We start from the raw sequence: 13788 nt of genomic DNA, 5'->3' as shown, positions 1-13788 counted from the left end.
TCTTACTTATCTTTTTTGCCATTGTGAAGTTCGGTTACGAAGTGCTTTCGTTCCCCATTCATATACAACTCTCACTACAATATTTGTAACAACAATAAGTACACTCATTGCAGCTGCTGGCGCTACATTTCCTGCATCATCCATATTTACGATTGATACGGCAGCTAGTTTAAAATCAGCTGCATATAGGAACACAACTGCCGATACAGTTACCATTGAATTTACGAAGTAGTACATTACCATTTCTAAAATTGCTGGTAAACACATTGGTACTGTTACTCGGAAGAATGTTTTATAAAACGGAATACCCATCGACTGCGAAACAAGCTCAAACTCTCGGTCTAATTTCTTTAAGGCAGTCGTTGCCGTAACAAATGTTACAGAATAAAAATGAATGATATTTACTAGTACTAATACAGCAATTGTTCCGTATAAAGAATGAAACGGATTCGTTACTGATAGTCCAAGAATTTGAATCGTTGGTTGACTAAAGAAAAAGACATATCCTAATCCGAGTACTAAACCTGGTATCGCTAACGGCACTATAGAGAAAAAGTAACCTGTTTTTCTGAAAAATTGTAGCTGGTCTATTTTCTCAATTGCATATGCGAATACAAATGTTAAGATCGCCCCAATAACTGCTGTAACTGCTGAAACAATTACGCTATTTTTAAATGCTTCAAGTCCATCTCCTGTTAAACTTGAAAAATTAAAATGCTCAAATGTAAAACTCATATTATATGGCCATACTTTCACACTTGCAGCAATACCAACTGCAACAAATAATAGAATGATCATAAGGGTAATCACACTACAATATATGAATGAGATTACATCTCTTTTCTTATTAGCTATTATTCTGTATGGTACTGCTTTTGAAGATAAGAAATTCGCCTGCTTTCTTTGCGTAATACGATCAACTACAAATGCGAATATAGCTGGGATTAATAAAATCATTCCGACAGTTGCACCCATCGGCATATTTTGCTGTCCAATTACTTGTTTGTATACGTCAGTAGCAAGCACATTATATTGCCCACCAACAATTTTTGGTGCCCCAAAATCAGTAAAACTAAGTGTAAACACAACAAACATTGCACTAATTAATCCGTACTTTACACTAGGTAAAGTAACCGTGAAAAATTGCTTTGTTTTACTGGCTCCTAACATATTAGAAGCTTCATATAAACGATAATCAGATCCTTGAAAGGCAATTAGCAATATGAGAAAGGCTTGCGGAAATGTATACATAACTTCAGCTATTACAATTCCTACTGGTCCATATAAAGGGATTTGTATACCTTCAAATAAACCAAACATTCCTTTCGTTACTAGCCCTTGATTACCAAATAAATATGTAAGTGCTATACCGTGCATCATCGTTGGTGCAAACAATGGTAATAACGCTACATACTGAAATACGCGCTTTCCAAAAACATTCGTACGGGCAATTGCATATGCGTAAACGAATGCGATTGCAACTGAAATAATTGTTGTTGCGCCCGAAATCCATACTGTATTTTGTAAAGACTGCACTAAAGTTGGTGTTGTGAAATATTTACTGAAATTCGCTAAACCAATGAAAACTCCATCTTTATTATAAAAAGCTTGTGTAAATAGTTGTAATAGCGGTAATACAAGTATGATAAGGAAGGAAAGAATCATACCGATAATTACGAGCCTTTGGATCCATTCCTCTTTCCCTATACTTCTCTTAATCTTTTTTTTCGTACTTTCTACCTTATAGTTTTCTAACATCTCCATCTATACAATGACCTTCTTTCCATATGACAACATATGATTTTCTGAGAAAGAGATTTGAATCGGCTTTCCTTTTCTAATAGCCGTTGCTTCTACTTCTGATGCTAATATATCCACTACAATTTTCTCATTATAAAGGTGTGTGTTTTCTTCTACGACTCGCACTTCCGTCCGATATACAGATCCGCGAAATTCCATACTTTCCACAACTGTTTTAATACCGTCCTTTTGTACAATTGTTACATGTTCAGGACGAATTGCATGTTCTTCGTTATTTTTCGAAAAGAAATTAATAGAACCAATAAAATCTGCCACAAACGGATTGGCTGGTCTTTGATAAATCTCCTCTGGTGTTCCAATCTGCATAATTTCCGCATGATTCATTACAACAATTTTATCAGCCATCGTTAATGCCTCTTCTTGATCATGCGTTACCATAATCGTCGTTATTCCTATTTTCTCTTGCAAATCACGCATTTCCCTACGTAATTTTTCACGCACTTTTGCATCTAAAGCTGATAACGGCTCATCGAGTAATAAAATATCTGGAGACAGAGCGAGCGCACGTGCAAGTGCTACTCGCTGCTGTTGTCCACCAGACATTTGAGCAGGATATTTATCTTTTACATTCAGCAAATCTACAAGTTTTAACGCATCTAGCGCTTTCTCTTTCACTTCTGCTTTCCCATATTTTTTTGTCTTTAAGCCGTATTCAATATTTTCAAGTGCTGTTAAATTCGGAAATAAAGCATACGATTGGAAAACCATTCCGAAGTTTCTCTTCCCAGGAGGCAATGCTGTAATATCTTTTCCATTCACAGCTATACTGCCAGTCGTTGGTTCCTCTAGTCCCGCTAAAATGCGAAGCAACGTCGTTTTCCCACAGCCACTCGGGCCTAATAAACAAACAAACTCATTTTTGTTCACAGTAAAAGAAATATCTTTTAACGCTGTAAATGCATCAAACTGTTTTTGAATGTGTTGAATTGATAAATATTCGCTCATTTTTCTCTCTCCCACTCACTTACTTTTTCGGTTCTGCTTTTTGGCCAAACTCTTTTTCCCATTTTTCTAAAATTTTGTCACGATTTTCTGCTGCCCATTTAAAGTCATTCTTTTTATATAATTTTTCAGTAACATCTTTCGGGAATCCCTCTGGAAGTTTATAATCATTTTTAATTGTCGCAAATCCATTTTTCTCAAAGTATAACTTCATTACATCATCAGTAATTGCCCAATCTAAAAATGCTTGTGCTAATTTATCATTTTTCGCATTATCTTTCTTAATAAGCGCGTTCGCTTCTACTTCCCACCCTAATCCTTCTTTCGGCAGTACAACTTCAACTGGTGCACCTTTTTGTTTCTCTTTTAAAGCACTATAAACCATTGATACACCGACTGGATATTCACCTGCTCCTGCTAATTTCGCTGGTTTTGATCCTGAATGCGTATAACTTGCCATATTATCATGAAGTTTCTTCATGTAATCCCAGCCTTTATCTTCACCCATGATTTGTAGCCATGCAGAAACTGTTAAAAATCCTGTTCCAGATGATGCTGGATGTGGCATAACAAGTGTTCCTTTATACTCTGGTTTCGTTAAATCTTCATATGATTCTGGCATCGGTAAATTTTTCTTCTTTAACTCTTCTTTATTTACAGCAATCCCCGTCATAAATGCAGTATTTCCTACCCATTTTTCAGGTTGCTTATCATCTTTAAATTGTGGAAGAACACGATCTGCTCCTTTTGGAGAGTATCCTTTTAACATATCTTTTTTATCTAAAGCTAATAGACTTGATGCCGCAGTTCCCCATACAACATCTGCTTGTGTATTTTTCCCTTCAGCTAGCAATTTCGCAGTAATAACTCCTGTTGAATCACGTACAATGTTCAATTTCACATCAGGATATTTCTTTTTAAAGGAATCAAGATAAATTGGTACAAGCTCTTCTTCAATTGCTGTGTAAACAGTTAATGATCCAGATAATTTGTCATCTTTCACTTTCGCTCCAGCACTTTCTTCCTTCTTTGCACCACACCCCATTAATAACGAAAATACCATTCCAGTCGCTACAGCTTTAAAGATTGTTTTTTTCACTGTTTCTCTCTCCTTTTACAAATCTTATGTACAACTCAAATATAAACAACTAGTGTAAAAGCAGTATTAAACCAACATTAATCTTTTGTTTGTTGTTTGTTTTTGTGTAATACGTTGCTACTTCTATGTTTTTTCGCATTTTTCTGCTAATAGAAAACACTAAATTTACAAATAATTAAAAAAACCTTTATAATCCCACAAAAAAATGAGGCGTTTGTAAAAAACGCCTCATTTTTGTTTCCCTTTTTTTGAATTACGATTAGCATACTTTGCGCTATTTTCTCCTTCATACTCTAATGCAAATTCTGCATCTGGTAAGCTTTCTTTCGGAGTTTTATTATTATTAATTGCCGCATTTTGTTTCACTTTTCTTTTTACCAATACATTCACCTGCTCTCAAGAAATCACTTTCTACTCTAGTTTGAAACAACTTAAAATAATTATTACTGGCAAGTGTTAACAAGTACATAAGGGGCGTTAGATGGAAATACTACATATGAAGAAATCATTATAAAAAGGAGCGATAATTTTGAAGAAAAAAGAAAAGATTCAATCACCAATTTTAGACGAAACGCTCCCGCATCAAATGAATTTTCCATCTTTTAAAGGAACAGGAAAAACGATGCAACAACCTTTTGTGAATCAATATAATGTTGTAATTGGAGACAGTAAATATAATTCCGAGAACAGTCCGCTTAACAATTGGAGTGATGAAGTAGATCCTGCTATTATGGCTGGCGATGAGTGGATCCATCCGACAAATGATATTGGGTGGATTTCAGAAGAAAATCAAGAGTTACTAAAAAACGAAGTGGATAATAAAAATGAAGCTTTTATGCATCCACAATTTGGCATTAACGACTAAAAAACCATTCTACCTAACGTAGGTAGAATGGTTTCATACTATCCAATAATAATCCGCTCTTTCGGGTATTTATAGCGAGGTGGTTGTTCCCTTCCACCACTAGCTAAAATAAATGTTAAAATACCAACGCGTCCGATAAACATAAGCACAATGAGTACAAGTTTCCCAACAGTTGTTAAATCAGGCGTAACACCTGTTGATAGTCCCGTCGTTCCGAAAGCAGAACAAACTTCAACAATTAAGCTCATAAGCGGTACATTTTCCGTAATAGATAAAATGAATAGCGCAGTAGCACATAACAAAATCCCCATCGTCATAACGACAGATGCTTTTAGTACATCCTCTTCATGTAGCTGACGTTTGAAGACTCTAACTGTTCTACCGCCCCTTGCAAAGGTGTATAGTGACAATATACTAACAGCAAATGTAGTTGTACGTATTCCGCCCCCAACCGAACTGGGAGATGCCCCTATAAACATTAATATACTCATAAATAAAAGCGTCGGTTGTGACAATTCACGTATATCCATCGTAGCAAGTCCACCACTTCGCGTCGTCACAGATTGGAATAATGTATAAAATACCGTTTCATGCCATGACTTTCCTACTAAAAAGTGATTTCTCTCCAGTAAAAAAATCATAATTGTACCAACAACAACGAGTGCAAAAAATGTTGTTGTCGTCAATTTTGTAAATAATGAAAAACGAAATAATTGTTGTCCTCTTTTACTAAGGAATTGTTTCACTTCCATTAGCACAGGGAAACCAATCGCTCCTAAAATAATTAGTAACATATGGATCATTTGAACAATATAATCTTTTTTATACGGAATTAACGATTGTCCTGTTAAATCAAATCCACCGTTCGTAGTCGCACTAACTGCTGCAAAGAAACCGTGAAAATAAGCTTCTTGCCAAGTCGGAAAGTAAAGTAAAAATCTTGTACCTAATAGGATTGCTCCAATAAGTTCTATCGAAATAATTACAATTAAAATAGAACGCATCAATTCTACAAGACCCGATAAATTTCCTTGATTATGGTCTGCCATAATTAATCTTCTTCTTTGCAAACCAATCTTTTTCCCCGTAATGATCCAAACAAATGTACCAAGCGCCATAATTCCTAAGCCGCCTAATTGTAAAATAAGGGCTAAAACAATAATTCCTGCTGTAGTAAACGTATCTGAAATCGTAATAACAGACAGCCCCGTAACACTTACCGCACTAACCGATGTAAAAAGGGCATCTATAAATGTCCATTTCACACCAGGTTTCGTAACAAACGGTAAACTAAGCAAGATTACCGATACAACTACTGCTAATAAATAAAATAAAACAATGAGTTGTACTGGACGTAATTTTTGTAAAAACTTTTTTATATCTCTCATTCCATCACTTCGCTACCTTTTTTCTATCGATTAAATAAAGAAAAATCTTCCCTTTCTTTATTTGTAAATAACTGTTCAAATAATTTGGCAAAGACCATTCCATATACAGTTCCATTACCTCCATACGGCAATGCGTAAAATAAATTATGTATCTTTTCGTCTTCTTTTAAAATGGGGAGACCATCATGAGTACCACCAAATGCGGCTGCCCAATAGTAGTCTGCCTGTATATTTTTATACTGCGGGAACATCTCTTTTACAATATTAATAAGGATATCACGCTTATGCAATAATTTCGTATCACCGATTGTTTGAATTTGCATCGCTTCATCTAATCCGCCTACAATAATGCGGTTTCGATACGTTCGAAAATATAAGTAAGGCCGTTCCGTTTCCCAAATTAACGATCGCTCATGCCAGCCTTCAAACTGATCTATTTCATTTGTTACAATTGCATAAGAAGTTTCTACTGTTGTATTTTTTTCTTTCTTTCCAAAAAGCGCTTCATAACCTGTCGCCATAATAATATTCTTTGCTACAATTTGATTTCCTGTTTTCGTGTAACAAATTAAATCATTTTGGCGTTTTTTTATATGTATTGCCTCTGTATGTTCATATATATTAGCTCCTATTTGGTTTGCTTTATGCAAAAAACTATGCGCTAATAAATACGGATTCACCTCAGCATCACCTTGCGTATATAACGCTGCTTGTTTTGCAAAAGAATAACGTTTCTTAATATCAGCTTCTGTAAAATATTCAACTGGAAATCCATAATTCTGTAACGTATTATATTCCTCTTGTAAAAATGAGACATCCTCACTTTTACTTGCATAATATAAACTATTTCGCGGAATAAAATGGGGATCAATATCAAGAGTCGGTATAACCTCTTCCATTGTTCTTAGCGCTTCATAACAAAGCTTATATGCTCGTACCCCTTTTTCTTTACCAAATGTATGGATAAGGGAGGTTAACGATTTATCATGAAGGAATTGTAGTAAACCTGTATTAGCAGCTGTGCTACCACACCCAATTGCTCTTTTTTCAATAAGCGTAACACTCATGCCAATTTTCGCTAACGAATGCGCTATATGAGCACCAGCTTCGCCGCTTCCGACTACGAGCACATCACATATCATATCATTTTCTAACAGTGGATAACAAGGTACAGAAACTCCTGTATTCCAAAACAACTTACCGTTCATAAGTTTCATAATTATACTCCTAAAATATAAGTTTCTCCTTTCTATGTTTTGTTATTTTTCATAAAAAAATCCAACTAACATAGGCTAGTTGGATTTTTTATTTTTAATTAGAACGCTCTTCAAGCCAATTTCCAATCGTCGGATATGTTTGTTTTACAGCTGTTCCACCGTAAACGATAGACATATGCCCTGTCGGTAAACATACATATTGTTTATCTGTGCTAGAAATATGGTCTAGTAATGCTTCTACTTGACATGGCAAAGCGATATGATCACGTTTCCCGGAAATATTTAAGACATTCGCCTTAATATTTGCAAGGTCTACCTTTTGTCCGCGAATAACGAGTTCACCCTTAACCAGTTTATTATTTTGATAAAAATCACGAATCCACTGTCTGTATGATTCACCTGGGAACGGAATACCATCACCAACCCACTTTTGAACCAATCTCCAGCTTTCGACGAAGCGCTCATTCTCTGAACGATCTACTAAAGCAACATATGGACCGACAAAGTTCGTAATTGGTTTTAACATTTTGTTTCCGAAATCAATCATTTCTGGCGGAATATTTCCAAATGTATCAACCGCTTTATCTAAATTGAAGTATTTCTCATCTAACAAAGGACCATACAATCCTGTTTCAGAGAAATCAAAAGGACTTGTCATGAAAATTAAATTACGAATTGGCATGTGCGGATGAAGTGCTGCATAAATAGAAGTTAGCGTTCCACCCATGCAATAACCAAGTAAAGAAATCTCGTCCGATTTTGCAGTTCGCATTACTTTTTTTACTGCTTTTGCAATATAATCAAACACGAAATCATCAAATTTCAAATGACTATCTTCTAAACCAAATGTGCCCCAATCAAGCATATACACATCAAAACCACGATCCACTAGATATTCCACTAAACTATTTCCAGGAGTTAAATCCATAATATATGGTTTATTAATAAGAGCATATATTAACAGAATTGGAACTCTTTGTGTTTTTTCTTGTTTTGGAATGTAGCGATAAAGCTTCGTCTTATTCTTCGTCCAAATAACCTCTTTCGGCGTTAATCCTACTTGCGGCTCTGGTTCACGTAATAAAATTTCACTCGCCCTTTTCACTCGGCGGTATGCTTTTCGGTACTCTTCTGGGTATAGCTCTAATTGCTTTTCCCATTCTGTTGCGAATGTAGTCATTTTTTTATCTCCTTTTTGGTCGATTTCCTTCTTAAAAAAAGAAGTGCATTCCTGCTATGGATATGCACTTTTTTCTTACTTCATTACATATATAATCCGCCGTTAATGTTTAATTGCTGACCTGTGATATACGCACCGTCACGGCATAGGTATACTACACCTTTTGCAATTTCATCAGCTTGACCAAAACGTTTTTTCGGGATTTTTGCAACGATTTTTTGACGTACTTCTTCTGGCACTTCTGCTACCATTTCAGTATCAATAAATCCTGGGCAAATTGCATTTACAGTGACATTTGTTTTTGCAAGTTCTAACGCTAATGATTTTGTAAATCCTAACATACCCGCTTTTGCTGCTGAGTAGTTTGTTTGGCCAAATCCACCTGCTTGACCAATAATAGAAGAAATGCTAATAATTCTTCCTTCTTCCGCTTCCGTTATGTATGGAAGAACCGCGCTTGTCGTATTAAATACGCTACTTAAATTCACGTCAATTACGCGCTCCCAATCTTCACGATTTAACTTTTTGAATGTACGATCTCTTGTAATACCAGCATTATTAACAAGAATATCAACTTTACCAAAATGATTCACAGCTTCTTCTACAAGTCGGTTTGCATCTTCTACTTTTGAAACATCCGCTTGCACTGCATAAACGTCATGTCCGTCTTTTCCTAGTTCATTTACTAAGTTTTCAGCTGCTTCTTTACTGCTATTATAGTTAATAACAACTTTAGCGCCCTCTTGTGCTAAAGCTACTGTAATTGCTTTTCCAATCCCTTTTGCTCCACCTGTTACGATTGCTACTTTGCCATTTAATTGAACCATTTCTTTTCCCCCTTAAATGAATTTGTGAACGATTGTTATGAATCATTTTGGTACTCATGCTGTAGAGTCCCTATATAATTATGTTTCGCCGTTTACATGTGAAAAGAGATTCTCCCTCTCTCTTTTGCCTGTTATAAACAAGCGCTTTTATCATTTTTTATTTTCCGGCTTATTCGCAGGCTTTATCTCTTCTTTTACAGGTACTTGTAGTTTAGCTAGTACTGCATTTTGCTTTTCTAGCAATTCTAAAATTTGATCTACTTTTGTTTCAAGCGTACGAATATCTTGTTTCACTTTTGTCACATCACGCTTTAATGTAGGAGCTTGTCCTAAAGAATCTACTTTCTCCTCTAGAAACTCCTCAATGTTATCTACTTTATTTTCTAAGTTAATAACAAGCGTAGCCACTCTTGCGATATCCTCTTTCGTCGGCACATTTACTTGTTCTAAATAGTTTTTTGTCGTATCATTTAATGCTTTTTGATAAAACAAATTCAAATCTAGAACGCTGCCCATCCAAGCAGAATATTCTTCTGTTTTAATTGTTTCATTGAGCGCTTTTCCCCAAAATGTTTCGGTTTGTTCATAAGCATTTTTCCATGCTTGTAGTGGATCGAATTTTTGATCAATCACTTTACCTACACTCCCTTTTTCTTTTTTGAAACAATTCAACCTATTCACTATTTTCTAATATTCTGAATAAAACTTCAAGTCTATATTTTATTTTTTTCTATTTTCTAACAAATGTGTTGACTTTAAAAACAGATAGGTGTAAATTGCACTTATAAGCAAAAAATTCCATCTAACTGATTCATGAGGTGATGCACAATCATGCTACAAAATGAACCAGAACAACGCGAAAGTTTGGAGAACAACCAAGCGAAACAACCAAACTCCATGCCAAAAAACTTCTTAGTTCCCTTCTTACTTCTCTGTCTAAAAGACTGGAGTCTTCATGGTTACAAACTTATTCAAATGCTAATGGATATCGGCTTTTCTTCTGTTGACCAAGGTAATGTTTATAGAACACTACGCAAATTAGAAAAAGAAAACCTTATTTCTTCTACTTGGGATACAAGCGATGGAGGGCCGGCAAAAAGAATTTATTCTTTAACTGAATATGGAGAGCAATATTTAACAACATGTGCGACTTCTTTTGAACATTATCAAAATATGTTGCGGACGTTTTTCACGTTATACACCAATGCATTCTTTCCATTTTCTACTTCTCCAGAAAAGGATGAAAAGGATTCTTCATCTTCACCTGGTGGTACAGCAGAGTAATCTGCGTTCACAATATGCAAAAAAACATTTGGGGGTCAAACAATGGAAACTAAACCATACGAATTAGTCGATGCATTTTGGAAAAACTGGTCTCAATCACTTTCCCTTTTTTCTTCAGCTGGGAAACAATTAGAGCAACTTACTTTAGAAACATTAAAACAACAACAAGACGCTTTGCATAAATTAACATCAGGAGTAGATGAACTAGAAAAAGAACTACAACAAATCACTGCTCAGTTCAATAACCAATATACAGATTACGTGAAACAATTAACTGGTAACTCCTTAAATGATCAAATTAACGAGTGGCAAGACAAGTGGAAAGAACTTTCTGCTCATATGCAGCAGCTGACTGTTTCTCCTACAAAAACATCTTTGTCAATTCTTACACAAACAAGCGGTCAATTTGAAGAAACAACAAAACAATTTATTGAGCAACAACAATTACAACGTGAAGAGGCTCAAAAACAGTTAGAGGGTTTTTTGGAAGAGTTCAAGTCAAAACAGTTGGAACTCGCAAAAAAGTTCGAGGAAAACTCAAAAAATCTATTTACTTCCATCAAGTAAGAAAAATGTGGGAGCTAACTGCAGCACAAACAAAACTCTTTCTTCCTCCTACTACATCAAGATGGCTAACATTTTTCGATATGGAAAAGAAGGAGGACAAAATGAATCCATTTCAAGAAGCACAAACTGTTCCGGAGCTTCGTTATGATGAGATTCAAGTCGGTGATCAAGCATCCCTTACAAAAACAATTACAGATGAAGATGTTATTAATTTTGCAAAATTGACTGGAGATGTGAATCCTATTCACATTTTAGATTCTTTTGCAAAAACGACAATGTTTAAAGAACGTATTGCTCACGGTATGCTCGTTTCGAGTTTTATTTCTACTATCCTTGGAACGAAACTCCCAGGCAAAAATACGATTTATTTATCCCAAAATGTTTCATTCCGTGCCCCTGTCAAAATCGGTGATACACTTCGCGTTGTGGCAGAGGTTATTAAGAAGCGTGACGATAAAAAAATCATTACGTTGCAAACAAACATATATAATCAATCAGATGATATTGTCGTGGAAGGAACAGCGACAATACTAAAAAAAGAGTAGCAAAGTTGCTACTCTTTTTTTCTATCCAAGAACTTCTAATCGCACCGATTACTTCCGCGTATGAGTATGTCATTTCCACATAAAATAACGTTACCAGTTTAGATAAGAACTTAGCTGAACTGGACTACTCATAAGGATGTGTATCAACATGGTAAAAACAAACAAATTATTAGTTCCAGGTGCAGAACAAGCGCTTGAACAATTTAAATATGAAATTGCACAAGAATTTGGTGTAAGCTTAGGTTCTAATACAGCATCTCGTTCTAACGGTTCAGTTGGCGGTGAAGTAACAAAACGTCTTGTTGCTTTAGCTCAACAACAATTACGTGGATAATTATATAACATATGGCTTAGAGGCAGATATTATCTGCCTCTTTCTATTTTCAACATACATAATAGTGCTTTTTCACATACTAATCAAAGCAAAACGAAAGGAGCAATATGTGACATGAAACGGATTAATATTAGCATGAGCCCTCCCCGCGTTCTTACTTTATCTTTTATTGTATTATCAGTTGTCGGCACATGCTTATTAAAACTGCCAATTGCTACGACAACGTCCATTTCATGGCTCGATGCCTTATTTACAACCGTTTCCGCTTGTACTGTTACTGGGCTTGGTGTTGTGGATACTGGAAAAGTGTTTACTTTATTTGGACAATGTGTCATTTTAACGCTTATACAAGTTGGCGGGCTTGGCATTATGAGCTTTGCGGTCTTAATTGCTATTATGCTCGGAAGAAAAATCGGTCTTCAAAACCGTATTTTATTACAACAAGCATTAAATCAAACGAATATCGGCGGCGTTATCCGTCTTGCCAAAGCATTATTTTTATTCTCTTTTACAGTCGAATGTATCGCTACTTTAATTCTTTCTTTTGAATGGGTACCCAAATATGGGGTTGCCAAAGGGATCTATTATAGTTTTTTCCATTCAATCTCAGCCTTTAACAATGCTGGTTTTTCTGTGTGGAGCGATAATTTAATGTCCCATTCTCATAGCATTCTTGTCAATTTCGTCATTTCCTCTCTCATCATTTTAGGTGGAATTGGTTTTACAGTAATTGTAGACATAAAAAGAAAGAAAAACTTTAAAAACCTTACACTACATTCAAAACTTATGCTCACTTCTACTCTAATCGTCAACATTATTGCTACCCTTTTTATTTTTATATTCGAGTTCCATAACTCCCTTTCTATGAGAGGTTTTACCCCATTTGAAGAAGGAATGGCCTCTTATTTTCAAGCAATTTCAACACGAACTGCCGGGTTTAATACTGTTGATATTTCTACATTGTCAAAACCTTCCCTCCTATTAATGATGCTCCTTATGTTTATTGGTGCTGGTAGTGCTTCAACGGGTGGTGGGATTAAGTTAACAACATTTTTAATCATATTTTTTGGCGTATTTAAATTTTTACAAGAACAAGAGGATATTGTCGTATTTAAAAAATCCATTAAAGATACTCTCATTGTCAAATCATTAACCATTACTATTATTTCCATTTCATTTATCTTTTTTGCTATTTTAATTTTGAGTATTACTGAGCGAGTTCCTCTATTGATGAGTGCTTTCGAAGTATTTTCAGCATTCGGGACTGTTGGCCTCAGTATGAACTTAACGCCCCACTTAACTATAATCGGAAAAGCTATTATTATCTTTATGATGTTTTTTGGGAAAATGGGGCCTTTAACATTGGCTTTTTCATTTGCTCGTAAAAAGAACCGGAAAATAAAATATCCTAATGAAGATATTTTAACAGGTTGACAACCGTATCAATTATCCATATAATGAGAATACAATAACATATCTCCAAAGGGGAGTAGCGTCCAAGAATATTTCTTGGAAACAAAGTCGTCATTACGTAGAACTTAGTTCTTCCGGCTTTGTTGGCATTTTTATTACATATGTCTAGCAAGACCTTTGCCTATTAACGGCAGAGGTCTTTTTTGTATTCATTTCCAAATTCTCCCAAAGTTAATAGGCAGGAGTATGGGGAAACTAAATAGTGGGGAAATTCTTCACTTATTTAGAACTTATAGAGATGAGAGG

Annotated in this window: 15 protein-coding genes and 1 riboswitch; of the genes, 6 read left to right on the top strand and 9 right to left on the bottom strand. The window is 35.3% G+C overall.

All coding sequences use genetic code 11. From position 1 onward, the window contains the following. Positions 1-6: 6 nt before the first annotated feature. The 4 genes from QCI81_RS20875 to QCI81_RS20860 form a co-directional block, all read right to left on the bottom strand. The gene (locus QCI81_RS20875) at positions 7-1764 is read right to left on the bottom strand and encodes a putative 2-aminoethylphosphonate ABC transporter permease subunit (protein ID WP_000425530.1); all 1758 of its coding nucleotides are present in this window, start codon (positions 1762-1764) and stop codon (positions 7-9) included. Beyond that, a complete protein-coding gene (locus QCI81_RS20870; RefSeq protein WP_000006196.1) occupies positions 1765-2766 on the bottom strand; it encodes a putative 2-aminoethylphosphonate ABC transporter ATP-binding protein in 1002 nt (333 codons plus the stop codon). Positions 2767-2785: 19 nt separating this feature from the next. Continuing rightward, entirely contained in the window at positions 2786-3862 is a 1077-nt protein-coding gene (locus QCI81_RS20865; RefSeq protein ID WP_000750893.1) for a putative 2-aminoethylphosphonate ABC transporter substrate-binding protein, read from the bottom strand. Between the two features lie 228 nt (positions 3863-4090). After that, positions 4091-4228 carry a hypothetical protein gene (locus QCI81_RS20860; RefSeq protein WP_162200384.1) on the bottom strand — a complete coding sequence of 46 codons (138 nt, stop codon included), beginning with the start codon at positions 4226-4228 and terminating at the stop codon, positions 4091-4093. A 163-nt stretch (positions 4229-4391) separates the two neighbouring features. On the opposite strand from QCI81_RS20860, the gene QCI81_RS20855 reads away from it, so the two are divergent. Continuing rightward, a complete protein-coding gene (locus tag QCI81_RS20855; RefSeq protein WP_000726028.1) occupies positions 4392-4727 on the top strand; it encodes a DUF3905 domain-containing protein in 336 nt (111 codons plus the stop codon). Positions 4728-4765: 38 nt separating this feature from the next. On the opposite strand, the gene QCI81_RS20850 is transcribed toward QCI81_RS20855, so the two are convergent. The 5 genes from QCI81_RS20850 to phaR form a co-directional block, all read right to left on the bottom strand. After that, a complete protein-coding gene (locus tag QCI81_RS20850; RefSeq protein ID WP_001204706.1) occupies positions 4766-6115 on the bottom strand; it encodes a TrkH family potassium uptake protein in 1350 nt (449 codons plus the stop codon). Positions 6116-6138: 23 nt separating this feature from the next. Next, positions 6139-7332, bottom strand: a complete 1194-nt coding sequence (locus QCI81_RS20845) for an NAD(P)/FAD-dependent oxidoreductase (RefSeq protein ID WP_000772526.1) — start codon at positions 7330-7332, stop codon at positions 6139-6141. 94 nt (positions 7333-7426) lie between these two features. After that, positions 7427-8512, bottom strand: coding sequence for a class III poly(R)-hydroxyalkanoic acid synthase subunit PhaC (gene phaC, locus QCI81_RS20840; protein WP_000206336.1), 1086 nt, complete (start codon positions 8510-8512; stop codon positions 7427-7429). An 83-nt stretch (positions 8513-8595) separates the two neighbouring features. Then, positions 8596-9339 carry an acetoacetyl-CoA reductase gene (locus QCI81_RS20835; protein WP_000250407.1) on the bottom strand — a complete coding sequence of 248 codons (744 nt, stop codon included), beginning with the start codon at positions 9337-9339 and terminating at the stop codon, positions 8596-8598. 150 nt (positions 9340-9489) lie between these two features. Then, positions 9490-9972: a polyhydroxyalkanoic acid synthase subunit PhaR gene (gene phaR / locus QCI81_RS20830; RefSeq protein WP_000566941.1), complete on the bottom strand. Its 483-nt coding sequence runs from the start codon at positions 9970-9972 to the stop codon at positions 9490-9492. A 198-nt stretch (positions 9973-10170) separates the two neighbouring features. Between phaR and phaQ the strand changes: the two genes are divergently transcribed. The 5 genes from phaQ to QCI81_RS20805 all read left to right on the top strand — a co-directional run bounded on the left by phaQ (position 10171) and on the right by QCI81_RS20805 (position 13503). Continuing rightward, positions 10171-10623 (top strand): poly-beta-hydroxybutyrate-responsive repressor, encoded by a 453-nt coding sequence (phaQ, locus tag QCI81_RS20825; protein WP_000939954.1) that lies wholly within the window; start codon positions 10171-10173, stop codon positions 10621-10623. A 42-nt stretch (positions 10624-10665) separates the two neighbouring features. After that, on the top strand, positions 10666-11190 hold the full coding sequence (phaP, locus tag QCI81_RS20820) for a polyhydroxyalkanoic acid inclusion protein PhaP (protein ID WP_000448592.1): 525 nt from the start codon (positions 10666-10668) through the stop codon (positions 11188-11190). Positions 11191-11291: 101 nt separating this feature from the next. Then, a complete protein-coding gene (locus tag QCI81_RS20815) occupies positions 11292-11735 on the top strand; it encodes a MaoC family dehydratase (RefSeq protein WP_001067916.1) in 444 nt (147 codons plus the stop codon). A gap of 148 nt (positions 11736-11883) precedes the next feature. Further along, the gene (locus QCI81_RS20810) at positions 11884-12069 is read left to right on the top strand and encodes an alpha/beta-type small acid-soluble spore protein (RefSeq protein ID WP_000241212.1); all 186 of its coding nucleotides are present in this window, start codon (positions 11884-11886) and stop codon (positions 12067-12069) included. Positions 12070-12183: 114 nt separating this feature from the next. Further along, positions 12184-13503, top strand: coding sequence for a TrkH family potassium uptake protein (locus QCI81_RS20805; protein ID WP_000822356.1), 1320 nt, complete (start codon positions 12184-12186; stop codon positions 13501-13503). Between the two features lie 38 nt (positions 13504-13541). Continuing rightward, a riboswitch (yybP-ykoY riboswitch) is annotated at positions 13542-13707 on the top strand. The last annotated feature ends 81 nt before the right edge of the window (positions 13708-13788 follow it).

The organism is Bacillus cereus group sp. MG20, from assembly GCF_040459885.1.
In the GTDB taxonomy this organism is placed as follows: domain Bacteria; phylum Bacillota; class Bacilli; order Bacillales; family Bacillaceae_G; genus Bacillus_A; species Bacillus_A cereus.
The sequence above is the reverse complement of the archived record's forward strand: the minus strand, read 5'-3'. Positions and strand labels throughout refer to the sequence as shown.

Excerpts from the sequence above, each read along its gene's own strand:
- QCI81_RS20875 (WP_000425530.1), bottom strand. The coding sequence starts at position 1,764 with ATGGAGATGTTAGAAAACTATAAGGTAGAAAGTACGAAAAAAAAGATT.
- QCI81_RS20870 (WP_000006196.1), bottom strand. The coding sequence starts at position 2,766 with ATGAGCGAATATTTATCAATTCAACACATTCAAAAACAGTTTGATGCA.
- QCI81_RS20850 (WP_001204706.1), bottom strand. The coding sequence starts at position 6,115 with ATGAGAGATATAAAAAAGTTTTTACAAAAATTACGTCCAGTACAACTC.
- QCI81_RS20845 (WP_000772526.1), bottom strand. The coding sequence starts at position 7,332 with ATGAAACTTATGAACGGTAAGTTGTTTTGGAATACAGGAGTTTCTGTA.
- phaC (WP_000206336.1), bottom strand. The coding sequence starts at position 8,512 with ATGACTACATTCGCAACAGAATGGGAAAAGCAATTAGAGCTATACCCA.
- QCI81_RS20835 (WP_000250407.1), bottom strand. The coding sequence starts at position 9,339 with ATGGTTCAATTAAATGGCAAAGTAGCAATCGTAACAGGTGGAGCAAAA.
- phaQ (WP_000939954.1), top strand. The coding sequence starts at position 10,171 with ATGCTACAAAATGAACCAGAACAACGCGAAAGTTTGGAGAACAACCAA.
- phaP (WP_000448592.1), top strand. The coding sequence starts at position 10,666 with ATGGAAACTAAACCATACGAATTAGTCGATGCATTTTGGAAAAACTGG.
- QCI81_RS20815 (WP_001067916.1), top strand. The coding sequence starts at position 11,292 with ATGAATCCATTTCAAGAAGCACAAACTGTTCCGGAGCTTCGTTATGAT.
- QCI81_RS20810 (WP_000241212.1), top strand. The coding sequence starts at position 11,884 with ATGGTAAAAACAAACAAATTATTAGTTCCAGGTGCAGAACAAGCGCTT.
- QCI81_RS20805 (WP_000822356.1), top strand. The coding sequence starts at position 12,184 with ATGAAACGGATTAATATTAGCATGAGCCCTCCCCGCGTTCTTACTTTA.